Origin of the sequence: Corynebacterium sp. HMSC11E11 (assembly GCF_001807025.1) — a bacterium.
Taxonomy (GTDB): Bacteria; Actinomycetota; Actinomycetes; order Mycobacteriales; family Mycobacteriaceae; genus Corynebacterium; species Corynebacterium freneyi.
In genome coordinates, this window is record NZ_KV787173.1 from 23,619 (window position 1) to 45,164 (window position 21,546).

General features: G+C 69.6%; 22 protein-coding genes. 7 read left to right on the plus strand and 15 right to left on the minus strand.

From position 1 onward, the window contains the following. Nucleotides 1–21: 21 nt before the first annotated feature. The 3 genes from HMPREF3121_RS11490 to sigE all read right to left on the minus strand — a co-directional run bounded on the left by HMPREF3121_RS11490 (nt 22) and on the right by sigE (nt 2,691). Complete coding sequence (locus HMPREF3121_RS11490; protein WP_070523651.1) at nt 22–1,548, minus strand: S1C family serine protease; 1,527 nt, start codon at nt 1,546–1,548, stop codon at nt 22–24. Continuing rightward, nucleotides 1,545–1,904: a zf-HC2 domain-containing protein gene (locus tag HMPREF3121_RS11495; RefSeq protein WP_168161408.1), complete on the minus strand. Its 360-nt coding sequence runs from the start codon at nt 1,902–1,904 to the stop codon at nt 1,545–1,547. The genes HMPREF3121_RS11490 and HMPREF3121_RS11495 overlap by 4 nt, the downstream gene beginning before the upstream one ends. A gap of 166 nt (nt 1,905–2,070) precedes the next feature. Continuing rightward, on the minus strand, nt 2,071–2,691 hold the full coding sequence (gene sigE, locus HMPREF3121_RS11500) for an RNA polymerase sigma factor SigE (RefSeq protein ID WP_070523657.1): 621 nt from the start codon (nt 2,689–2,691) through the stop codon (nt 2,071–2,073). 339 nt (nt 2,692–3,030) lie between these two features. On the opposite strand from sigE, the gene HMPREF3121_RS11505 reads away from it, so the two are divergent. Continuing rightward, complete coding sequence (locus HMPREF3121_RS11505; protein ID WP_070523751.1) at nt 3,031–3,657, plus strand: O-methyltransferase; 627 nt, start codon at nt 3,031–3,033, stop codon at nt 3,655–3,657. 282 nt (nt 3,658–3,939) lie between these two features. On the opposite strand, the gene HMPREF3121_RS11510 is transcribed toward HMPREF3121_RS11505, so the two are convergent. Next, a complete protein-coding gene (locus tag HMPREF3121_RS11510) occupies nt 3,940–4,551 on the minus strand; it encodes a type 1 glutamine amidotransferase domain-containing protein (RefSeq protein ID WP_224371621.1) in 612 nt (203 codons plus the stop codon). Nucleotides 4,552–5,061: 510 nt separating this feature from the next. Beyond that, nucleotides 5,062–6,279 (minus strand): glucose-1-phosphate adenylyltransferase, encoded by a 1,218-nt coding sequence (gene glgC, locus HMPREF3121_RS11515; RefSeq protein ID WP_070523660.1) that lies wholly within the window; start codon nt 6,277–6,279, stop codon nt 5,062–5,064. A 232-nt stretch (nt 6,280–6,511) separates the two neighbouring features. On the opposite strand from glgC, the gene glgA reads away from it, so the two are divergent. Next, nucleotides 6,512–7,708, plus strand: coding sequence for a glycogen synthase (gene glgA / locus HMPREF3121_RS11520; RefSeq protein ID WP_070523663.1), 1,197 nt, complete (start codon nt 6,512–6,514; stop codon nt 7,706–7,708). Nucleotides 7,709–7,843: 135 nt separating this feature from the next. Then, nucleotides 7,844–8,611, plus strand: a complete 768-nt coding sequence (budA, locus tag HMPREF3121_RS11525) for an acetolactate decarboxylase (RefSeq protein WP_256388245.1) — start codon at nt 7,844–7,846, stop codon at nt 8,609–8,611. 6 nt (nt 8,612–8,617) lie between these two features. Here the strand turns inward: budA and HMPREF3121_RS11530 are convergent, their stop codons facing one another. The 7 genes from HMPREF3121_RS11530 to HMPREF3121_RS12755 all read right to left on the minus strand — a co-directional run bounded on the left by HMPREF3121_RS11530 (nt 8,618) and on the right by HMPREF3121_RS12755 (nt 13,933). Continuing rightward, nucleotides 8,618–9,493: a methyltransferase domain-containing protein gene (locus HMPREF3121_RS11530; RefSeq protein WP_070523665.1), complete on the minus strand. Its 876-nt coding sequence runs from the start codon at nt 9,491–9,493 to the stop codon at nt 8,618–8,620. 224 nt (nt 9,494–9,717) lie between these two features. After that, nucleotides 9,718–9,885, minus strand: coding sequence for a DUF3117 domain-containing protein (locus HMPREF3121_RS11535; protein ID WP_070523668.1), 168 nt, complete (start codon nt 9,883–9,885; stop codon nt 9,718–9,720). 11 nt (nt 9,886–9,896) lie between these two features. Further along, nucleotides 9,897–10,139 (minus strand): hypothetical protein, encoded by a 243-nt coding sequence (locus HMPREF3121_RS11540; protein ID WP_070523670.1) that lies wholly within the window; start codon nt 10,137–10,139, stop codon nt 9,897–9,899. Further along, nucleotides 10,136–10,978: a glucosyl-3-phosphoglycerate synthase gene (locus tag HMPREF3121_RS11545; protein ID WP_305764041.1), complete on the minus strand. Its 843-nt coding sequence runs from the start codon at nt 10,976–10,978 to the stop codon at nt 10,136–10,138. Before HMPREF3121_RS11545 ends, HMPREF3121_RS11540 begins: the two co-directional genes overlap by 4 nt. A 32-nt stretch (nt 10,979–11,010) precedes the next feature. After that, nucleotides 11,011–11,823, minus strand: coding sequence for a dihydropteroate synthase (folP, locus tag HMPREF3121_RS11550; protein WP_070523759.1), 813 nt, complete (start codon nt 11,821–11,823; stop codon nt 11,011–11,013). 71 nt (nt 11,824–11,894) lie between these two features. Then, nucleotides 11,895–12,737 carry an LOG family protein gene (locus HMPREF3121_RS11555; protein WP_070523674.1) on the minus strand — a complete coding sequence of 281 codons (843 nt, stop codon included), beginning with the start codon at nt 12,735–12,737 and terminating at the stop codon, nt 11,895–11,897. Nucleotides 12,738–12,847: 110 nt separating this feature from the next. Continuing rightward, entirely contained in the window at nt 12,848–13,933 is a 1,086-nt protein-coding gene (locus tag HMPREF3121_RS12755) for a hypothetical protein (protein WP_070523677.1), read from the minus strand. A 137-nt stretch (nt 13,934–14,070) separates the two neighbouring features. Here HMPREF3121_RS12755 and HMPREF3121_RS11565 point away from each other — a divergent pair, with 137 nt between their 5' ends. Both HMPREF3121_RS11565 and HMPREF3121_RS11570 read left to right on the plus strand, forming a co-directional pair. Further along, nucleotides 14,071–14,997 carry a DapH/DapD/GlmU-related protein gene (locus tag HMPREF3121_RS11565; RefSeq protein ID WP_070523680.1) on the plus strand — a complete coding sequence of 309 codons (927 nt, stop codon included), beginning with the start codon at nt 14,071–14,073 and terminating at the stop codon, nt 14,995–14,997. A 171-nt stretch (nt 14,998–15,168) separates the two neighbouring features. Next, nucleotides 15,169–16,617: an amino acid permease gene (locus HMPREF3121_RS11570; RefSeq protein WP_070523683.1), complete on the plus strand. Its 1,449-nt coding sequence runs from the start codon at nt 15,169–15,171 to the stop codon at nt 16,615–16,617. Nucleotides 16,618–16,862: 245 nt separating this feature from the next. On the opposite strand, the gene HMPREF3121_RS11575 is transcribed toward HMPREF3121_RS11570, so the two are convergent. Next, the gene (locus HMPREF3121_RS11575) at nt 16,863–17,960 is read right to left on the minus strand and encodes a cutinase family protein (RefSeq protein ID WP_070523687.1); all 1,098 of its coding nucleotides are present in this window, start codon (nt 17,958–17,960) and stop codon (nt 16,863–16,865) included. 166 nt (nt 17,961–18,126) lie between these two features. Continuing rightward, on the minus strand, nt 18,127–19,065 hold the full coding sequence (locus tag HMPREF3121_RS11580) for a pseudouridine synthase (RefSeq protein ID WP_246816144.1): 939 nt from the start codon (nt 19,063–19,065) through the stop codon (nt 18,127–18,129). Between the two features lie 104 nt (nt 19,066–19,169). Here HMPREF3121_RS11580 and HMPREF3121_RS11585 point away from each other — a divergent pair, with 104 nt between their 5' ends. Then, nucleotides 19,170–19,481 (plus strand): hypothetical protein, encoded by a 312-nt coding sequence (locus HMPREF3121_RS11585; protein WP_070523694.1) that lies wholly within the window; start codon nt 19,170–19,172, stop codon nt 19,479–19,481. 124 nt (nt 19,482–19,605) lie between these two features. Continuing rightward, nucleotides 19,606–20,661, plus strand: coding sequence for a hypothetical protein (locus HMPREF3121_RS12655; RefSeq protein WP_070523697.1), 1,056 nt, complete (start codon nt 19,606–19,608; stop codon nt 20,659–20,661). 528 nt (nt 20,662–21,189) lie between these two features. On the opposite strand, the gene fdxA is transcribed toward HMPREF3121_RS12655, so the two are convergent. Then, on the minus strand, nt 21,190–21,513 hold the full coding sequence (fdxA, locus tag HMPREF3121_RS11595) for a ferredoxin (protein WP_070523700.1): 324 nt from the start codon (nt 21,511–21,513) through the stop codon (nt 21,190–21,192). Between the last annotated feature and the right edge of the window lie 33 nt (nt 21,514–21,546).

A 21,546-nucleotide genomic window follows, 5' to 3' on the forward strand; every position in this document is an offset into this window, starting at 1 on the left:
GCGTTTGCTTTACGACGCCGCTCACCCCGCCGGAGTGACGTCGAGTTCCATGGTCTGCCCGTCGCGGACGAGCGTGACGCGGACGGTCTCGCCGACGGGCACGCCCCAAATGGCGACGGTGAGCTCATCGGCCGAACCAACCGACCGCTCCCCGACCGCCGTGATGACGTCGCCCTCCCGGATGCCGGCGGCGTCGGCGGGTCCGTCCGGCACGACGGTGGCGACTTCGGCACCGGTGACCGCACCATTGGCGGCCGTCCGAGCGGCGATGCCGATGTCGGGGTGGACGGGCTGCTCGCCGGCGATGAGCTGCTCGGCGATGTCCTTGGCCATGTTGATGGGGATGGCGAAACCAAGGCCCTGCGACCCTCCGGACACGGAGTAGATGACGGTGTTGATGCCGATGACCGCACCACGCACGTCGACCAGCGGACCGCCCGAATTGCCCGGGTTGATGGAGGCGTCGGTCTGGATTGCGTCGGCCACGCCGTCGGTGTCGGTGCCCTCGCCGGCCAGCTTCACCGGACGGTTGAGCGCGGAGACGATGCCCGAGGTCACCGTGCCGTTGAGACCCTGCGGCGACCCCATCGCGATGACGGTGTCGCCGACGCGGACCTGCGACGAATCGCCCAGCTCGGCGACGGTGAGGCCCGAGACGTCCTCGACTTTGATCACCGCCAGGTCGGTTCTGGGGTCGCGGCCGACGATGGTGGCCGGCACGCTGCGGGGATTGCCCGCGTCGGTGAACGTCACGGCCAGCTCGACGTCCTCGGCATCGGCGGCCTCGGAGACGACGTGGTTGTTGGTGAGGATGTGCCCCGCATCGTCGATCACCACGCCCGAGCCGATGCCGCTCATCCCCGCGGCGTCGATGCTGATCGACGCGACGGCCGGCTGCACGCGTCGGGCGACGTCGCCGATCTCCGTGAGGTCACCGTTGCCCGGACGCCCCTCCACCTGCCGCAGTTCGACGCGCTCATGGTCGGCCCGGAACGTCTTGCCCGCCCAACCGCCGGCGAATCCACCGATGCCACCCAGCACCAGCACCACCGCCGCGCCGAGGACGAGGAAGCGCCACGGCACGATGCGGCCGAACATCGCCTCGCGCACGTCGACGCGGGGCACGGGCACGACGGGCTCGCGCTTGGGCCGCTTCGGCTTCCGTGCGGTGCCTCCGGTGACCATGCGGGTGCGCGGGTTCGCCCACGGCGAGTACCCGTCCCCGGCGTCGTCGCGGGGTTCGTCGAACAGTCCGCCGCCACCGCCTTTGCGTGACGACGACCCGCGTCCATCCACATTCGGCGGCAACTGCAGACCTTGGTGGGTGGCGCCGCCCGGAGAAAAGGCCAGATCCTCGCGGGAGACGTAGGCGTCGAGGACGGCGTCGCCACCACCGGCGTCCCGGCCACCGGTTCCCCAGCCCTCGGCACTGCGGCCACCCGTGCCCCAACCTTCGGCGGCCCCTCCGCCGAACTGCTCACCCCGATGACGGGGATCCACGCCGCCGACGACGCCGTCGGGACGGGCGAACGGATCGCGCCCCGTCACTGGCCGTTCCTCGGCCCGCGCAAAGTACGCCACGTGGATTCGAAAAACGCGGCCAACGAATCCGGCCGGCGATGCGACAAATGGCGCGCGCCGGGCGCATTCTCCGGCATCTGCTCCCGCGACAACGACGCAAGACGCTCCCGCAGATCCGCGGGAATGCGCACCTCGCCGGAATTGCGGAGACGCCGAGCCGCCTGACGCTGCCTGGCCACCTCACGCCGACACTCGGCGCACGCCAACAAATGCGCCTGCGCACGACGACGCGCCACCGCCCCCAACTCCCCGTCGACGAACGCCGCAACGGCCTCGGTGCCCAAATGGTCGGTCGACGCGAACTCCTGATGCGGTGCAGCCACTGTCGCGCCTCCTCCAAAAAGCCTGGCCCGCAACATCACGGGCGATGAGGGTGAGGTCGGATCGTCGTCAAGCAACGGCCGCGGAAACCCCGCGCCGCCGACGCCGACCACCCCACCGGTCGGTTCTCCCGCCCACGATACCGACGACGACCGCCCGATGGCGCAACTACCGCGCGTGCGTGAAGGACTCGCGCTCCGCGCGCTCCCGCTCCGCAGCCTCCAAATGCGCGCGAAGCTGGGTCCGGGCGCGGTGAATGCGGGAACGGACGGTGCCCATCTTCACGCCGAGTGTGTCGGCGATCTCCTCGTACGTCAGGCCCACGACGTCACACAGCACCACCGCCGCACGATAATCCGGGTGCAGCGCCGCCAACGCACGCTCCAAATCCGGATCCAAATTCGCGTCGGCGTAGACCTCCTCCGGCGTAGGCGCCGTGCCCGGCACGCGATCGTAATTCTCCGGCAGCGCCTCCATCCGAATCGCCTGACGATGCCGAACCATGTCCAGGAACAGATTCGTCGTGATCCGATGCAGCCACCCCTGGAACGTGCCCGGCCGGTAGCGCTTCAACGAACGGAACACCCGCATGAACGTTTCCTGCGTCAGATCCTCCGCATCATGCGGGTTGCCCGTAAGGCGGAACGCGAGACGGTAGACGCTGTCGCCGTGCTCCTCGACCAACTCCGCCCACGTGGGCATGTCCCCCTCGCCCGCATCGAAGGCCGCCGTGCCGGAAAGAATCTCGGACTCCGCCGAAGCACCCGTCACCGGGCCGCCATCGGCCATGTCCCGCACATCGGCGGGGGCGTTGCTGTCCGGAACGCTGTCCGGAACGCTGTCCGGAACAGGAGAGCCTTCGTCGTTCATGGCAGGTACCTTGCCTCATCTACCTGGGGGTCCATTGACCTTAACCTGATAGTCACATGTGAGTACAGTTCCGGTTCGGAAACGAATCCCCCTGGCGACTCCCCTCGCCGATTCCGCCGCGGGTCCCGGCTCCCTATTCGCGGCCCCCTCGGCCGATTCCACCGCGGGCCCCGGCGTGCCCTCGCCGGACAACGACGACCCCGCCCTAGACTCGGCGTCGTGACCGATTCCGCAGCTCCGATCTCCGCCCTCGACGCCATGAGCGCCCACATCAACGCCACCTCCGTGGCCGATGAGGCACTGGCCGGCGCGCGCGACGACGCCGCCGAATTCGGCCTGTCGATCCCCGACGCCGTCGCCGGCGACACGCTCCCCGCGCTCGCCGCCCTGGCGTCCGCCCGCCGCCCCGACGGACCCGCCGCCGTCGCCGCGACCCCCGCGGTCGGCGTCGTCGGCCTGCACCTCTTCGCGGGCATGCCGGACAACGCCGTGCTGACGTGCATCGACCCCGAGACCGAGCACCAGAAGCTCGCCCGCGACGCCTTCCGCCGCGCCGGCATCGGCCCGTCGCGCCACCGCTTCCTGCCGTCGCGCCCGCTGGACGTGCTCGGCCGCCTGGCGCCCGGCGCCTACGACCTCATCTACGCCGACGTCTCCCCCGCCGAGATCCCGATGTTCCGCGAACGCGCATGGCCGTTGCTTTCCGACGGCGGCGTGCTGATCTTCGCCGGCGTCCTCCTCGACGGCACCATCGCCGACGAATCCCGCCGCGACCGCGACACCAACGCCGCCCGCGAGGCCGAAAAGCACCTCCTCGAACGCGAGGACGCGCTGGTGGCCCGCCTGCCCATTGGCTCGGGCGCGATTGCGCTGATCAAGAGGTAGGCGGCGCCTCGTACTCAGCCGACGAATGTGCGCCACAGGGCCCGCAGCGCACACTCGTCAAATGTGCAGCCCCGGCACCTCCCACGAATGTGCGCCACAGGGCCCGCAGCGCACACTCGTCAAAAGTGCAGCCCCGGCACCTCCCACGTATGTGCGCCACAGGGCTCACGGCGCACACTCGTCAGATCTGCAGCCCCACCTCACCTGGGCGGCCCGTCAGCACACACGAAAAAGGGGCCGCGGCACGTCACCACGCACCACGGCCATGTCCGCCTAGAACGATCAGCGGGCCGAAGCGGTCGCCTCGACGATCGCCGCACAGAACGGCTCGAGATCGCCCGGATTGCGGGACGTGATGATGTTGCCGTCGACGACGAGCGGCTCATCCACCCAGTCCGCACCGGCGTTGACCAGATCCGCCTTGCACGAGACATACGACGTCAGCTTCGTACCCGATGCCAGGCCCGCGTCAATGAACAACCACGGCGCATGGCAGATCGCCGCGATCGGCCGACCCGCCTCATGGAACGCCTTGACGAAGCGCAGCACCCCCTCGTCGATCCGCGCCGCATCCGCGTTGAGGGTGCCACCCGGCAACACCAGCGAATCGAAGACATCGACGTCGGCCTCGTTGACGTCGACGTCGACCACGAAGGTATCGGCGTGCTCCCAGTCGCCCTTCATCGCGACGAAAGACCCCTCGGAGTAGGACACGATCACGGGCTCACCACCGGCGGCGCGGATCGCACGCATCGGATCGGTCAGCTCGATCTGCTCCACGCCCTGACCCGCGAGCACCGCCACGCGACGCCCATCGAGCGGCCGACCATTGCCGGCCTGGCCCTGGTCCGCCTGGCCGTGATCGATCTGGTCCTGGTTGGACATGTCCGTCATGGTCTCCTCAACTTCTCGTTCGTTAATTCAGGCCCGGAGGCGATGCCGCCCCTCGGGCCAGGTTGGCCAATCCGCATCCGCGGATCACCGAAACTCCATGGTAACCATTAGTCACCGATGGTGGGCATTCCGCCACAATGCCGACGAATGTGCGCCACAGGGCCGGCAGCGCACACTCGTCAAATGTGCAGCCCCGCCAACACCGACGAATGTGCGCCACAGGGCCGGCAGCGCACACTCGTCAAATGTGCAGCCCCACCAGCGCCCACGAACCCGTCGCCGCACACGAAAAAAGGGCCGCGGCACGTCACCCCGCACCACGGCCCATGCCCGCCGCAAACCGGGACGGACACCGGGGAGTCACACGACCGGGAACCACGCCCCCGGCCTCACCGGCGCACCCCACGAGGCACGCCGGACGGGCGAAACGCCGGGACGTCGTCAAGCACGACAACGACCGGCAACGTCCCCGCCGCCACCCGACGGCGGCACACGGGGACGCGCGACGAACTAGACGACCTCGCCCTTGCCCACGGTCACCACGCCACCGGGGCTGATCTTGAACCGCTGGGCATCGCGCTCTGCATCGACGCCGATGATCTCGCCGTCGCCCACGACCACGTTCTTGTCCAGAATCGCATGACGCACCACGGCACCACGGCCGATGCGCACACCCGGGAACAGTACCGAACCCTCCACCGTGGCGCCGTCCTCGACGACCACGCCCGTGCTCAGCACCGAATTGCGCACCGTGCCACCCGACACGATGCACCCCGCGCCGACCATCGACGCCTGGGCGATGCCGCCCTGCGTGAACTTCGCCGGCGGCAGATTCTCATCGGCGAACGTGTGGATCGGCCACTTCTTGTTGTAGAGGTTGAACACCGGGTGCACCGAAATCAGGTCCATGTTCGCCTCGTAGAAGGCGTCGATGGTGCCCACGTCACGCCAGTAACCCTTGTCGCGCTCGGTCTCGCCCGCGACGTAGTTGTCCTTGAAGTCGTAAACGTAGGCCTCGCCCTCGGCGACCAGCATCGGAATGATGTCGCCGCCCATGTCGTGGTTCGAATCCTCGTTCTCCGAGTCCCGCTTGATCGCCTCGATCAGGGCATCGGTGGTGAACACGTAATTGCCCATCGACGCGAACGTCGACTCCGGGTCATCCGGGGTGCCCGGCGGGTCGGCCGGCTTCTCCAGGAAGCTGGTGATCCGATTGTTGTCATCCGCATCGATGCAACCGAAGGCATGCGCCTCCGAGCGCGGAACGCGGATGCCCGCCACCGTGACGCCGGCACCCGACTCGATGTGCGCCTGGACCATCTGCTCCGGGTCCATGCGGTACACGTGGTCGGCACCGAAGACGATGACGTACTCCGGCGACTCGTCGTACACGAGGTTCAGGGACTGCAGAATCGCGTCGGCCGACCCGGTGAACCAGCGCTTGCCCAGTCGCTGCTGCGCCGGAACCGGGGTGACGTACTGGCCCGTGATGCCGGACAGCTGCCACGCCTGGGAAATATGGCGGTCAAGCGAGTGGGACTTGTACTGGGTCAGCACGCAGATCTTGACGTAACCCGCGTTGACCAGGTTCGACAGCACGAAGTCGATGAGGCGGTAGCTCCCGCCGAACGGAACTGCGGGCTTGGCGCGGTCCGCAGTCAGCGGAAACAGGCGCTTGCCCTCGCCGCCGGCGAGAACGATGGACAGAACATTCGGTTGACTCCTCACGCCTCCCAACCTATATGCGTTTGCGCGGTCTCGCTTCCGATCCCCCTACCCCCGCCCCGGCACCCGCGTCCACGCCGCCCGGACAGCCGCCGCCCCACTGCACCCGAACGTCCCACCCGCGCTCCCCACCCGCGCCGCCTCCCCCGGCCGGCGCACACACCCCACCCGCGCCCGCCGCCCCCGCATGCGCCGCCCACGGCCAACCCCTCCAAATGCGGATACGCTTGTTGACATGCGAGTTGCGATGATGACCCGAGAGTATCCCCCGGAAATCTACGGCGGCGCAGGCGTACACGTCACCGAGCTCACCCGTTTCATGCGCGGGCTCGATGGCGTCGACGTCGACGTGCATTGCATGGGCGCCCCGCGCGACGAGGAGGGGTGCTACGTCCACGGCGTCGACCCCGAACTCGCCGACGCGAACCCCGCCATCAAGACCCTGTCCACCGGCCTGCGCATGGCGGACGCCGCGGCGGCGACGGACATCCAGGTCGTCCACTCCCACACCTGGTACGCCGGCCTCGGCGGCCACCTGACCGGCAAGCTCAAGGGCATCCCGCACGTGGCCACGGCGCATTCGTTGGAACCGCACCGCCCGTGGAAGCGCGAGCAGCTCGGCGGCGGCTACGACGTGTCGTCGTGGTCGGAGAAGAACACCATGGAGTACGCCGACGGCGTCATCGCGGTGTCGGCCCGCATGAAGGAGGCGATCCTCGACGCCTACCCGCGCATCGAACCGGATCGCGTGCACGTCGTGCTCAACGGCATCGACCCGGGCCTGTGGTACCCGCGCCCGACGTGGGAGGAGTCGCAGGAGGCCAACGGCTGGTCCGTGCTGGCGGACCTCGGCGTCGACCCGTCGCGCCCGATGGTCGCCTTCGTCGGACGCATCACCCGCCAGAAGGGCGTGGGCCACCTGATCAAGGCGGCGTCGCAATTCGACGACGGCGTCCAGCTGGTGCTGTGCGCCGGCGCGCCGGACACCCCGGAGATCGCGGCGGAGACCGAGCAGCTGGTCACCGACCTGCAGGCCGAGCGCGACGGCGTGTTCTGGGTGAAGGACATGCTGCCGAAGGAAAAGATCCAGGAGATCCTCACCGCCGCGGATTCCTTCGTCTGCCCGTCGATCTACGAGCCGCTGGGCATCGTCAACCTGGAGGCCATGGCGTGCGGCACCGCGGTCGTCGCCTCGGACGTCGGCGGCATCCCGGAGGTCGTCGTCGACGGCGAAACCGGTGCGCTGGTGCATTACGACGAAAACGACCCGGCGACCTTCGAAGCCGACATCGCGGCCGCGGTGAACAAGATGGTGTCCGACCGCGAGGCGGCGAAGAAGATCGGCGAGGCCGGCAAGCAGCGCGCCATCGACGTCTTCAGCTGGGAAACCATCGCCCGCGACACCGTCGAGGTGTACAAGTCCCTCATGTAGGTCGGACCATGTGGGCCCGAGCATGTAGCCCCGACCAAGTGAGTCCGGGCATATGGGACCGATGACGGCCGGCGCACCCGTCGGGGTTGCGCCGGCCGTCGTCACGTCGCACGCGACGACGCTAGCCTGGGGCGCGTGAACACCAACGCGAACCCCACCCGCGGCGACCACCCCGCCGACCTGCCCACCACCCGCCACACCTTCTTCCAGGCGTCGCTGATGACTGCCCTGCTCGACGGCATCTACGACGGCGAAATGTCGATCGGGGAACTGCTCGGCAAGGGAAACTTCGGCATCGGCACCTTCGACGGCCTCGACGGAGAAATGGTCATCATCGACGGCGTGTGCTGGCAACTGCGCGGCGACGGCTCGGCGACGAAGGCGTCGATGGGCCAGAAAACCCCCTACGCGGTGGTGACCAACTTCGTGCCGCACATCGTCCGCGACGCACCGCCCAACTGCGTGCGCGCCGACATCACCCCCTTCATCGACTCCGTCGTCCCCAGCGCCAACTACATGTACGCGCTGCGCATCACCGGCGAGTTCGAATGGGTCACCACGCGGACCGTCGTCAAGCAGTCCCGCCCCTACCCCAAGATGATCGACGCGACCGAAGCCGACGAATCCGTCGACTTCGAAAACGTCCGCGGCGTCATCGCCGGATTCCGCACCCCCGTGTACGAAAAGGGCATCTCCGTGCCCGGCTGCCACGTCCACTTCATCGACGACGACCGCACCGGCGGCGGCCACGTCCTCGACTTCAAGCTGAAATCCGGCGTCATCGAAATCTGCCCCGGCACCGACCTGCAGCTGCGCCTGCCGCTGTCCGAGGAGTTCTCCGGCGCCGAACTCGCCCCCGAAGACCTCGACGCGCAGATCCACGCCACCGAGGTCAAGGACTAGCCGACGCTACCGCTCCTTCTTGCCCAGACGCGTCACGTACGCGCGGGCGGTGATCTCCATCTGATGCGGCAGCGCGGCGATGCGCTCGGCCAACACGTCCGGATGAATGTGCCGCGCCGACGGGCTCATGCCGATCTGCGCGGCGATCGCGGCCTGATCGAGGGTCATGGGGAACTCGACGAGCTCCGGCTCTCCGACCGGCACCAGGTGGCCCTCGGCCTGCGCGATCATCCGCTCGACCTTGCCGCGCTCGACGTCGATGATGCCCAACGGCTGACGCAACTCGCCCAGGTGCCCCGTCGCCGCGGTGAGCACCACGACCTGGCCGCCAGGCTTGAGCACGCGGGCGAACTCCTCCGCATTGCGCGGCGCGAAGATCACCGTGATCGCGTCGATGGAATTGTCGCGGATGGGCAGCCGCGCCCACGCGTCGGCCACCACCGCGCCCACCCGCAGGTGGCACTTGGCCAGGTGCTTCGCCGCCGGCACCGACACGTCGATGCCCACGCCGCGCGCACCGCTGACCCCGTCGAGCGTGTGCGCCAGGTAGTAGCCCGTGCCCGCGCCGATCTCCAGGATCGCCGGATTGGCCTCCTCCGCCACGCAGGCGTCGTCGAGGACGTCCTGCACGTTGCCGGTCACCGCCTCGACGAACGGTGCGTAATGCCCGCCGGAGAGGAACTCCTCGCGGGCGGCGATCATCTTCGCATCATCGCCCGAGTAGCGCAGCCCCGCGCCACCGGCCAGCGTCACGTACCCCTGACGGGCGACGTCATAGCTGTGACCGGACTCGGACTTCAGCGTCGCCCACTCGGGGTCGCCGCACCGCAGCGGGGACCCGTCGATGGGGTCGGCGAGCACGTCGATGATGTCGGCGAGCAACCTATTCCTCCTCGGAAATCCGGCGAACCGGTGGCGCCCGTCGCGAACACCGGTGAATGGTGGCCAATCCTACCGGGCATGCCCCGCGTCAATGCCAACGGGCCGCCAATGGGCCACCGAACGCGACGCCCCGCCGACGCATCGTCGACGGGGCACGGCGAATCCGGCCGGGGCGCCTCACCGCAAGGCGGGCTCCACCCGGCGGAATCGAAGATCGGTCGGGGTCACTCGCCGACGGCGGTGAGGGCGGCGCCGAGCTCGGCGGCCTCCTCCGGCGTCAGTTCGACGACCAGGCGGCCGCCGCCGTCGGCGGGAACGCGCATGACGATCTTCTTGCCCTCCTTCACGGCCTCCAGAGGTCCATCTCCGGTCCGGGGCTTCATCGCTGCCATGTGACTTCTCCTCATTCGTGAAAGTGCGTGGACGGCTGTGCTTCGGTTTCTTCTGCGCCGCCTGCGCCGACGCGGTCGCCGACACTGCCGACGTGGTCGTCTCCGACGCCGCGCCTGCTCACCGATAATACGCCTTTTCGCACCGCCGGGGGTTTGTCCGCACTTTCGGGCAACCGCGCCAGCAGCACCGCGAACACCGACCAGAACACCGGGATGATCAGCACATACAGGCACACGACGAGAAACTGGATCATTCGTCGCCCACTCGTTCCCTCCTCGTCCCGGGCAGCATCGTGGCCAGCGGCGGGCGGTCGCCGGGAAGGTCCTCGCCGGTGGCCGGCGCCAGGCCGATCTTGCGCAGGAGCGTCGCGGACACCTCCACGGCCATCGGCGCAAGCTCGCCCAGCGGCCGGTTGCGGTGCACGCGCACCCCGAGGTCGACTTCCTGGATCGCCGCGGCGCCCCACCGGTCGGCGACGTCGACGAGCAGGCCGATCTCCACGCCATACCGCGCGGCGAACGGCAGCTCCATCAGGTCGGCCCGCCACGCCGCGTACTCTCCCGACAGCGGCTGCCGGATGACGGCCAGGTCCGGCCGAAACGCCGCCAGCAGCGGCCGGGCGGTCAACTCGGTGACGCGCCCGCCGCCGACGTCCCCCGGCGCATCCCTGCGGTAATGGCCCTTGACCAGGCGCATGGTGTCGTCGGCAAGCAACGGGGCCAGCAGCGACGGCACGAACGCCGGGGACGGGTCGCGCAGGTCGGCGTCGAGGAAGACGACGACGTCACCGCGCGCGGCGGCCACCCCGCGCCACAGGGCCTCACCTTTGCCGGGGCGGGTGGGCACGTCCGGCAGCACGTCGGCCCAATTGACCACCCGCGCCCCGGCGGCCGCGGCGACCTCGGCGGTCGCATCCGTCGAATCGGAATCCACGACGATGATCTCGTCGACGATGCCAGCCGCCAGGCTCGGCCGCACCGACTCGATCACCGACGCGACGGTCGCTTCCTCGTTGAGGGCCGGCAGGATCACCGACACCGCGGGACGCTTGACGACGCCCGCCTCCCCGCGATCCGCCTTCGTGCCATGCACACTGCCGTTGACGTTCCCGCCATCCCCGCCGCTCATTGCAGCCCCCGGATCGTCGACAGGGGCGCGACATCGCCGCGGATGGCGCCGATCATGCGGCACACGTCGACGGTGTCGTCGACCTCGTGGACGCGGAACATGGCCACGCCCTGCGCCGCCGCCCACGCCGTGGCGGCCAGCGTCGCCGGCACCCGCCCGTCGACGTCCCGGCCGACGGTCTCGCCGACGAAGTCCTTGTTCGACAACGCCATCAGCACCGGCCACCCGGCGGCGACCAGCTCGTCGAGGCGCCGCAGCAGCTCCAGGCCGTGGAAGGTGTTCTTGCCGAAGTCGTGCGTCGGATCGACCAAAACCTTGTCCTCGGGCACGCCGCAGGCCACCGCCCGCTCCGCCAACGCGGATGTTTCGGCGATGACGTCGGCGACCACGTCGTCGTAATGCACCCGAAACGGCCTGGTGCGGGGCACCGCGCCACCCGTGTGCGAGCAGACGTAGCCCGCTCGGTGCGCGCCGGCGACCTCCACCAACTCCGGATCGTGGCCCGCCCACGTGTCGTTGACCAGATCCGCGCCCGCGGCAATGGCGGCCTCGGCCACCGACGCCCGCCACGTGTCCACGCTGATGGTCACGCCCGGATGCCTGCGACGCGCCTCGGCGATGGTGGGCACCACCCGGTCGATCTCCTCGGCCGCGTCGACCACCGGCCCCGGCCCCGCCTTGACGCCGCCGATGTCGATGACGTCCGCCCCCGCCGCGACCACGGCGTCGATCCGGGCCAGCGCGGCGTCCTCCGCGGCGGTGGCACCGCGGTCGTAGAAGGAATCGGGCGTGCGATTGACGATGGCCATCACCGCCGGCAGCGGCGTCGGCTGGAATGCGCTGCGCCGGGCGCCCTTCACCCCGTCGAACTCCTTCACCGTCAGTCCAGCAGCCCCTGGTCGCCGTCGCGGTGGGCGCGGGCGATCGCCTCGCGCGCGACTTCCTCCCGGCGATCGCGCTCCTGCCCCTCGTGGGCGGCGACGATGAACTCCATGGCCTCGTCGATGGAGTCGGTGACCAGGAACAGGTCCATGTCCTCCGGCGAAATCATGCCCTCGGCCAGGACGCGGTCGCGGATCCAGTCGATCAGCCCGCCCCAGAACTCCGTGCCCAGCAGCACGACGGGGAACCGGGTGACCTTGCCGGTCTGCACCATGACCAGCACCTCGAACAACTCGTCGAGGGTGCCGAAGCCGCCGGGCAGCCCGATGAACGCCTGCGAGTACTTCAGGAACATCGTCTTGCGCACGAAGAAGTACCGGAAGTTCAGGCCCAGGTCGACCCAGTCGTTGAGGCTTTGCTCGTGCGGCAGCTCGATGCCCAATCCCACCGACAGGCCGTCGGCGTCGTAGGCCCCGCGGTTGGGCGCCTCCATCAGGCCCGGGCCGCCGCCGGTGATGCACGCGTAGCCGGCTTCGACGATGGCGCGGCCGAGTTCGCAACCCTGGATGTAGTACGGGTGGTCCTCCGGCATGCGCGCCGAACCGAACACCGTGATGGCCTTCGGGATCTCCGCCAGCGCCCCGAATCCATCGACGAACTCGGACTGGATCCGCAGCACCCTCCAGGTGTCGGTGTGCAACCAGTCGGTGGCCTGGCCCGGGTCGAGCAGGCGGCGATCCGTCGTCGAGCGGTTCGGGTCGTACTCGCCGGTGTTGCGGACCATCATCGGTCCGCGCAGCTGGCGCTTGCGCTCCGGGGAAGGGGTGCGGTGCGGGGCCATGTCGGTGGTCTCCTGGTCGGTTTCTTCGTGGTCGTGCGCGGGTGCGGCGCGGGCCGTGAACCCCGCGTCGACGGCAGCTCCGTCATTTGCGTCGTCTGCGTCGTCGGCGTTCAGCCGTGGCGTTCGCCCACCCCAGAGTAACCATCCAGCGCGTCGAGCACCCGGGCATGCAGGTCGGCGGCGATGCCGTGGCAAGCGTCGCCATCGGGCGGGGTGCCCGCGCCGAGATGCGCTGCCAGTTCCTGGGGTTCGGTGGCCACGATCTCGGTCGCGCCGGAAAGCACGGCGGATCCGGCCGGCGCGGCGGACGGCGTCGAGGCCGGGGCGTCGTCAAGCGAAGAAGCAAGCTCCGTGCCCTCGCGCACGACGAACACCCGGGCCCCCACCCCTGCCGGCAACGGCGGCAGCGGCGGCGCCTGAACCGCACGATCCAGGCGCGGACCCCACGCGACGACGGCGACGCGGGAACCGTTGACCGCGATGGCGGGCTCACCGGCCAGCACCGTCGACCCGGGCAACGGACGGCACACCGCGGCGAGCAGGCGCACCGCCGGATCGGAGTGCGAACCGATCACGGCCGGGCCGGGCGGGCGCGTGGCATTCGGGTCCAGGCCGTCGGCGGCGGCGCCGAGCTCGTCGCGGGCCCAATCCGGCAGGGCCGCCAGGCGACGCTCGCGTTCGGTTTGACGACGATCCCACGACCCCCGCACCGCCGCCCCGCCGACCATGCCGACGGCCAAACCCAAAACGGGCACGCCGATCATGACCAGCGCGCCGACCTCGCCCTGCGCCGACGAGCCGGCCGCCACCGCCCACGTGCCCTGCGCCGCCGCGGCGACCGCACCGATCAGCGCCCACTTCCCCGCCGCCACGCCGGCGAAAATGCCCCAGCTCACGCACCACGCCAACAGCACGATCACCGCCGCCCACGCCACCGGCGCCCAGCCCATCGCCACCGCGACGACGGCCACGACCAGCGCGACCAACGCCACGCGCCCCAACGCCCGCGACACCGCGATCGCCGCCTTCGCCGCGCGCGGCAAATCCGAACGGGCCAGCAGATCCGCCGACGACAAACCGCCCGCAGCGGCGCGGGACTGCCGGACGGACGACGGGACGGGTCGACGGGCGGCCGACGGGGCGGGCTGCTCGGCGGGCGTCTGGGCGGGCTGCTCGGCGGGCGTCTGGGCGGACACGGGAAACCTCCGGGGATCGGGCGGCGGCGGCCGCATTCGACGCCCCCGACGATATACCCCGGGGCCCCACCCGAACGGGCCACCGACCAGCCACCGTGCGGTCGAGGGCGTCGACCACAGCGGATACACTTGGAATCATGATGACAACAGGTGCCTCGGCCACGGGTATCGCGAACATCGCAATGGACGGCACCGTCCTGGACACGTGGTACCCCAACCCCCAGCTCGACGACACCATCACCGAATCCGGCACCCGGCGCCTCGGCGCGCAGCACCTCACCCCCCAGTTGCTGCGCCAGGTGCTTCTCGACGAGGACCGCAGGGTCGAGCAGGTCGCGGTGCGCACCACCATCGCCGACCTGTCGCAGCCGCCGATCGACTCGCACGACGCCTACCTGCGCCTGCACCTGCTGTCGCACCGCATCGTCACCCCGCACTCCATCCAGATGAGCGAGGTGTTCGACGCCCTGAACATCGTCGCGTGGACGAACAAGGGCCCCTGTCTGCCCGACAACTTCGAGGCCCTGCGCACCAACCTGCGCATGCGCGGCCTCATCCACGTCTATTCCATCGACCGCATGCCGCGGATGGTCGACTACGTCGTGCCGTCGGGCGTACGCATCGCCGAAGCCGAGCGCGTCCGCCTGGGCGCCTACCTCGCGCCGGGCACCACCGTGCTGCGCGAGGGTTTCGTGTCGCTGAACTCCGGGTCGCTGGGCCCCTGCAAGATCGAGGGCCGGTTGTCGTCGGGCGTGGTGCTCGGCGAGCACACCACCGTCGGTCTGGCCGGCACCGTCATGGCCCGTCACGACGAACGCGGTCGCCGCATCCCGCTGACCGTCGGCCGGCGCTGCGTCATCGGCGTGTCCGCGGGCACCGTGGGCGTCGACCTCGGCGACGACTGCATCATCGACAAGAACATCCTCATCGACAAGGACGCCCCGATCGAGCTTCTCGACGAAGGACGCCGCGTCCACGCCTGGGAGCTCAACGGCCGCGACCGCATGCACTTCTTCCGCCACCCCGATTACGCCGCGGTGTGCATGCGCCCCACCGAGGTGTAGGCGGCTCCCCTCCCCCTGGGTCGGCGCCACGCCCGCACACGCCCGCGTTCTTTTGCGGGTGAACGCACGTCATCGACTCGGCATCGCCGTCGCATCCGCGTCTGACCCCAGCCATCGTCAACGGCGGAACCAGGCGCGAGAGCCCGGAAGACGGCGGGTAATGTCCCATCCATGACCAATGACCCCTTGTCCCGGGCCGACGAGGCCGTGCCGGACGCTTCGACCGACGAGAAGCTCGGCAAGGGACTGAAAGTTCGCCACCTGACCATGATGGGCCTGGGTTCCGCCATCGGCGCGGGACTCTTCCTGGGCACCGGCGTCGGCATCAACGCCGCCGGACCCGGTGTCCTGCTGTCCTACCTCGCCGCCGGCGTCATCGTCGTCCTGGTGATGACCATGCTCGGCGAGATGGCCGCCGCCCGCCCCGCCTCCGGCGCGTTTTCCACCTACGCCGAAATGGCGTTCGGCCGGGGCGCCGGCTTCATCCTCGGCTGGTTGTACTGGTTCATGCTGATCATGGTGCTCGGCGCCGAAATCACCGGCGCCGGCGCGATCATGGGCGCATGGTGGGACATCCCGGGGTGGATCCCGGGCCTGGTGTGCGTGGTGTTCTTCGCCGTCGTCAACCTGGCCAAGGTCCGCGGTTTCGGCGAGTTCGAGTTCTGGTTCGCGTTCATCAAGGTGGCCGTCATCATCGGCTTCCTCGTCATCGGCGTCCTGCTGATCTTCGGGCTGCTGCCCGGCACGACCTTCGTCGGCACGCAACACATCGCGGAGTCGGGCTTCCTGCCCAACGGCTTCTCCGGTGTCGCGGCGGGCCTGCTGGCCGTCGCGTTCGCGTTCGGCGGCATCGAGATCGTCACCATCGCCGCCGCGGAATCCGACGACCCGAAGCGTTCGATCGCCTCCGCCGTCCGCTCGATCATCGTGCGCATCGGCGTGTTCTACATCGGCTGCGTGCTGGTCATCATCACGTTGCTGCCCTACTCCCAGATCGACGGCGCCGACACCGCCGCCGAGTCGCCGTTCACCTTGGTGCTGCAGCAGGCGGGCATCCCGGGCGTCGTCGGCTTCATGGAGGCCGTCATCGTCCTGGCGCTGCTGTCCGCCTTCAACGCCCAGATCTACGCCACGTCGCGCCTGGTGTACTCGATGGCCCGCCGCGGCGAGGCCCCGCACATGTTCACCGCAATGAACTCCCAGGCCGTGCCCTACAAGGCGGTGATCATGTCGATGGTCTTCGCGTTCCTGTCGGTCGGCATCCAGGTCGTTTTCGACGGGTCGAAGGTGCTGGTGTTCCTGCTCAACGCCGTCGGCGGCTGCCTGCTGGTCATTTGGTTGGTCATCGCGCTGTCGCAAATCAAGCTGCGCCCGCGCCTGGAGGCCAACGACGAGCTCACCGTCCGCCTTCCCGGCTACCCGTGGCTGTCGTGGCTGGCGGTGTTCATGATCCTGGGGCTGACCGTCATGATGCTTTTCGACGAGGTCGCCCGCCAGCAGGTCTTCTCCGTGTTGGCAGTGTGCTTCTTCCTCGCCGTGCTCGCCGCCCTGACGTCGTCGACGCGCGCACGGGCCCGAGACAACATCGACCAGTCCCCCGTCGACGGGGTCCACCACTAGGTGTTCGGCCCCGGGCGAATGCGATGCCCGGGTAGTCGTCAAGCCCCGGCAGGTTGCGAGCGCAGCCTGCCGGGGCTCACTCATCTGGCCCCCTAAACCACGGGGCCCAAACCACGGGATCGGTCCGTTTTCGTCCCTAAACCACGGGGTCCAAACCACGGGGTCGGCCCATTTTCGTCCCTAAACCACGGGGTCAGCACGAACCCCGTGGTTTGGACCCCGTGGTTTGGGCGTGGGAGAGGACGCTAGGCCGAGGCGACGGCCGGCCCGATCTTCGCGCCGAGGAATGCGGCGGCCTCGGCACGTGCCGACGGCGCTCCGTCCAACTCGGCCTCGTACTGCAGATGATCGGACGAGCCGTCGATCAGGAACTCCAGCAACGCGCCCAGGGCCTCTCGGATCTCCGGATCGGCCAGGGCACCCGACCCCACGGCGTCTTCGATGACCGCGCGGGCGGCGGCGGCATCCTTCGGGGCGAACGACGCCGACATCACCGCCGGGGCGATCTCCCGCATTCCCGGGGTGGAATCGCACCACAGGTCACCGTCGTTGCACGAGTCGAAGATGCGGTCGCCGAGCACACCCCACGTCCCCTCGCGCGGCCCGAGAATTCCCGTCGAATCCGCGGCCGCCGTGCCATGGGCGACCGCGACATCCGCACCGCGACGGGGATTGCCGAACAGGGCCACCGCGACGACGCGATCGACCAGCGGCACCCCGGCCGCATCCGTCCGCCCGGCCAACGCGTCGGCCACCCACCCGCCGACGATGTCCGCGCCCTGCGAATACCCGGTGAACACCAACCCGGTCGTCGGGCAGGCCGCGGCGACGGCGTCGACGAGACGGGTCAACGCCTCCTGGCCGCGCGGCGCCGACTCCGCGTATGAGGCGGTCAGAAACGCATCCGACGTGTAGGGCAGGTACAGGTTGCGGACGTCATCGCCGAACTCGGCGGCCAGATCATGCCCCAGCCCGGAAACGACGCGCCCATGCGGAACATCCGGGTCACGCTGCTCGTTGGTTTCGCCGGTGCCCGGCACGTGAATCGCCGTGATGGCCGTGCATTCGCGGTCATCCAGCGCGTCCAGGCCCAGGTCCTTGCCCGCGAGCCGGCCGATGCCGTGCTCGATCCCGCTCCACGCCGACGGGGGGATCATCGGGCTGCGCACGCCACCGTCGTCGAGGGCCGGCGGCTCGTACGGGATGGTCGGCGGAGTCACCGCCGACGCCGGGCCGACACCCACGCCAAGCCCGCCGACGGCGATCGCCGTGGCCGCCAGCGCAGCGGTGACTCGACGATGGACGCGCTGATGGCCCCGACGATGAACGCCCCTGATGTTCATTCGATTTCTCCCCGTGGAAACTTCCCCGTTGGAACGGCATCTGACAGATGGGATGCTAACCCCACCCGCCGGGAAAACGGCCTCGCCGCGCCGCACCCGAACAGCCCCGCGAGCACCACACGGGCAACGTAGCCGAAACACCGACACGGGCTCGCCGCGCCAACGCTCAGTACCTCGGTTCAGCCAACGGATCCGCCACATCACGAACCGAGCGGAAATGACGCGGCCGGCCGTCGAGGGGATCGTCGTAACGCAACTCCGCGGCCACCAACCTCAACACCCGCGTGACGTCGCCCAGATCCAACCCACGGTCCTCGGGATACGTGTCGTCGCCGAGAATCGGATACCCCAAATGCGCCATCGTCGCCCGCAGCTGATGCGTCCGCCCCGTCACCGGCTCCAGGCGCCACTTCCCCACCGTCATCCGCATGCCACACGAACCGCACCCGCACGACGCGCCATGCCCGCCGCCGAACATCCCCGGCAACACATCCCCCACCTCCGCCGCCACCGTGCCCACGTACGTCACCCGCGTCGTCGCCGACCGCCACACCACCCCCGGCACTTCACCGGCGGCCACGGCGGGCCGGTCGGCCGACGGGCCGTCGTCAAGCAACAAATCCCGCACCCGCACCCCACGCTCACCGGCGACGTTGGCCAACTCCACCACGACGTCCCGCGACTCACCCGGCACCCAATCATCGGCGACGACCGTCAACGCCTCATACGTCTTGCCCACGCGGCCCTCCTGAAACAACCGCTGGTACGCGCCCCGCGACGCCGCATCCCGCGACACCAACAACAACCCCGACGTCAACCGATCAAGCCGATGCACGCACGTCAACTCCGGCTCCCCGAACCGATCCCGCAACCGCCGCAGCACCGTGTTGCGCACCAGCCGCCCATTCGGCGTCGACGGCAGGAAGGGAGGCTTATCGACGACGACCACCCCACCCTCTTCCGCCACCACCACCGGATCAAACGGAATGTCCGGCTCCGCGTGGGAGACCACCGGGTCAGGCGCAGGCGCCTTCTTCGCACCCCACCACTCGTCGCGGTTGCCCGCCGCCCTGCCCATCCGGTCACGCTCCTCACGCCACGTCACGCCACGGCACTCCACGGCCGAGCCAAAGAGCCGCACCGCACCGCCCACATCACACGCCGACGATCGCCGATCATGCCCCCGCAATCCTGCCGTATCCTGACCCCATGACCGACGCCACCCCCACCAACCACGACGCCACCGCCACCACCGCCGGGGCCGGCGCCCACGCACCCCACACCCCGCAATCCGACGCCAACCCCGCCACCGCCACCTCCACGGCCTACAGCGTCCGCATCGTCGCCGGCGTCCTCCTCATCGTCGTGTTCGGCGGACTGCCCACCGTCGTCGACGGACGCCCCCTGTGGGCCGCGATCGTCGGACTCATCGGCGTCATCGCGGGCGCCGTCCTCATCGCGCTGGCCATCAACTCCATGATCCGCGAACGCCGCGCCCGAAACCTCGCCGCCCGACGCTGACGCCACCGCCGGCCGCGCCCGACGACACGGGCGAAGGCGCGGAGGCCGAGACGTCGTAAAGTACGGGGACACCCGCCCGCAAAAAGGACGGAACCGAACCGCCGCCCCGCGCGTCCAACTGGGCATGGGGGACAACGACACGACCACGACCATGCCCACCGACGCCACCGGACTGCGGCCACTCGGCTCAGGACTCCTCGCCGCCCGCGGCCCCGTCGGCCGATCCGCACTCGCCCGAGCCGTCAAAGCCGGCACCGCACTGAAACTCGCGCCCGGCATCATCATCGACGCAACCACCTGGGCCGCCGCCGACTGGCCCGAACGCCGCCGCCTGCGCTGCCTCGCCCACGCCCACGCGCACCCCAAACTCGCGCTCGCCGGCGTCAGCGCCGCCCGCATCCACGGCCTCGACATCCTCGTCGACCCCGACCACGACACCGACGAAAAAGTCCACCTCGCCCACGTCGGCCGCGGCAAAACCGGCGGCGGCGCCGGGCACACCGTCCACTGCCTCGCCCTCGACGCCGCCGACATCACCGTCGTCGACGGCGTCCGCGTCACCACACCCGCACGCACCATCCACGACCTGCGCACCACCCACGGGCCCGCCCACGCCCTCGCCGCCGCCGACGACGCCCTGCGCAAAGGCCACGGACGCGGCGCGCTCACCGCCCTGGCGGCCACCCTGTTCGGCCGCCGCACCCGCGGCGCCAAACAGACCGCCGAAGTGATCATGCTCGCGTCCACGCACTCCGAAAGCCCCGCCGAATCGTGGACCCGCTGGCTGCTCCACGTCCTCGGACTGTGCGGCGTCCTGCAGCAGGTGTACATCATCGCGCCCGGCGGCCGACCCATCCGGCGCGTTGACTTCTGGATCCCCGAGCTCGAGATGGTCATCGAATTCCACGGCTGGAAGAAATACGACGGCCGCTACGGCGACGGCGACGTCATATCCACGTACGAAAACGCCGCCATGCGCGAACTGGCCAACTGCGGACTCGAGGTCGTGCAGCTGACATGGCGCATGCTTGTCGACGGCTCCGCCGCAACGCTCATCGCTCAGCGCGTCGCCGCACGCCGCGAGTTGCTGGAGAAGGCGGGGCCGCAGTTCACCGGCGAGGTGTTCCTGCGGCACGAGAAGCTGCCGGCGCGGGTGACGCGCTACTTCCGCGGCAAGTGAGCGGGGTGCAGCTTCCGCGGCAAGTGAGCGGGGTGCAGCGAGCGTGGGCATATCGGCCTGGTGCCCCAACGGCGGGGCCCGTCGCCCACTGCGGCTGTACCGGCGTCAGACTCCGCCCCGAGCGAAGCACTGGCCCCCGGGACGGCCCTGATCCCGGTCGAAAACCCTCAACCCAAGGTTTGAAGCGCACTTAGTCGGCGGATTTGTTGCAAATTTCGGCCAAACTTTCCCGATTTGACCGACGATTTGCAACAAATCCGCCGACTAAATGCAGATCAAGTTCCAACGGTTACGCATGGGGCAGGTGGGGCCCATGAGAACCGGCGGCGGGCCCACGCGCTGTTGCCCCGACCGAGGCGGCGGGGCCATGCCAAGGGCGGCCCGGAGTTCCGCGGTTGCCGGGGCTCAGGGGCGCCGGACCACGCCGAAAGCCGCCGGGAGTTCAGGGATTGCCGCAGTTCAGGGGGTGCCGGGCCGGCCCCACCAACACCAAGGCTTGACGACGGCAACCGCCGGGTCGCCGCTCTGCTAGTCCTCTGCCTGCGGGGGCAGCTCGGCGATGAACGCGACGTCGAAGTCCTGCGGGCCGAGCTTCGCGGCGCCACCGGGCGACCCGAGCTCGTCGAACCAGTCGACGTTGGCGTCGGTGTAGTCGGCCCACTCGTCGGGCACGTCATCCTCGTAGAAGATGGCCTCGACGGGGCACACGGGCTCGCAGGCGCCGCAGTCGACGCACTCGTCGGGGTGGATGTACAGCATCCGCTTGCCCTCGTAGATGCAGTCGACGGGGCATTCCTCGACGCAGGCGCGGTCCATCACGTCCACGCAGGGCTGGGCGATCACGTAAGTCATGGCTTGGGAAACGGCCTTTCACGAATGCGGGGC

Bases quoted from the DNA above. Each gene is read 5' to 3' on its own strand.
- sigE (WP_070523657.1), bottom strand. From the start codon at position 2,691: ATGGCCGATGGCGGCCCGGTGACGGGTGCTTCGGCGGAGTCCGAGATT.
- HMPREF3121_RS11505 (WP_070523751.1), top strand. From the start codon at position 3,031: ATGAGCGCCCACATCAACGCCACCTCCGTGGCCGATGAGGCACTGGCC.
- HMPREF3121_RS11510 (WP_224371621.1), bottom strand. From the start codon at position 4,551: ATGACGGACATGTCCAACCAGGACCAGATCGATCACGGCCAGGCGGAC.
- glgA (WP_070523663.1), top strand. From the start codon at position 6,512: ATGCGAGTTGCGATGATGACCCGAGAGTATCCCCCGGAAATCTACGGC.
- HMPREF3121_RS11535 (WP_070523668.1), bottom strand. From the start codon at position 9,885: ATGGCAGCGATGAAGCCCCGGACCGGAGATGGACCTCTGGAGGCCGTG.
- HMPREF3121_RS11540 (WP_070523670.1), bottom strand. From the start codon at position 10,139: ATGATCCAGTTTCTCGTCGTGTGCCTGTATGTGCTGATCATCCCGGTG.
- folP (WP_070523759.1), bottom strand. From the start codon at position 11,823: ATGGCCATCGTCAATCGCACGCCCGATTCCTTCTACGACCGCGGTGCC.
- HMPREF3121_RS11555 (WP_070523674.1), bottom strand. From the start codon at position 12,737: ATGGCCCCGCACCGCACCCCTTCCCCGGAGCGCAAGCGCCAGCTGCGC.
- HMPREF3121_RS11565 (WP_070523680.1), top strand. From the start codon at position 14,071: ATGATGACAACAGGTGCCTCGGCCACGGGTATCGCGAACATCGCAATG.
- HMPREF3121_RS11570 (WP_070523683.1), top strand. From the start codon at position 15,169: ATGACCAATGACCCCTTGTCCCGGGCCGACGAGGCCGTGCCGGACGCT.
- HMPREF3121_RS11575 (WP_070523687.1), bottom strand. From the start codon at position 17,960: ATGAACATCAGGGGCGTTCATCGTCGGGGCCATCAGCGCGTCCATCGT.
- HMPREF3121_RS11585 (WP_070523694.1), top strand. From the start codon at position 19,170: ATGACCGACGCCACCCCCACCAACCACGACGCCACCGCCACCACCGCC.
- HMPREF3121_RS12655 (WP_070523697.1), top strand. From the start codon at position 19,606: ATGGGGGACAACGACACGACCACGACCATGCCCACCGACGCCACCGGA.
- fdxA (WP_070523700.1), bottom strand. From the start codon at position 21,513: ATGACTTACGTGATCGCCCAGCCCTGCGTGGACGTGATGGACCGCGCC.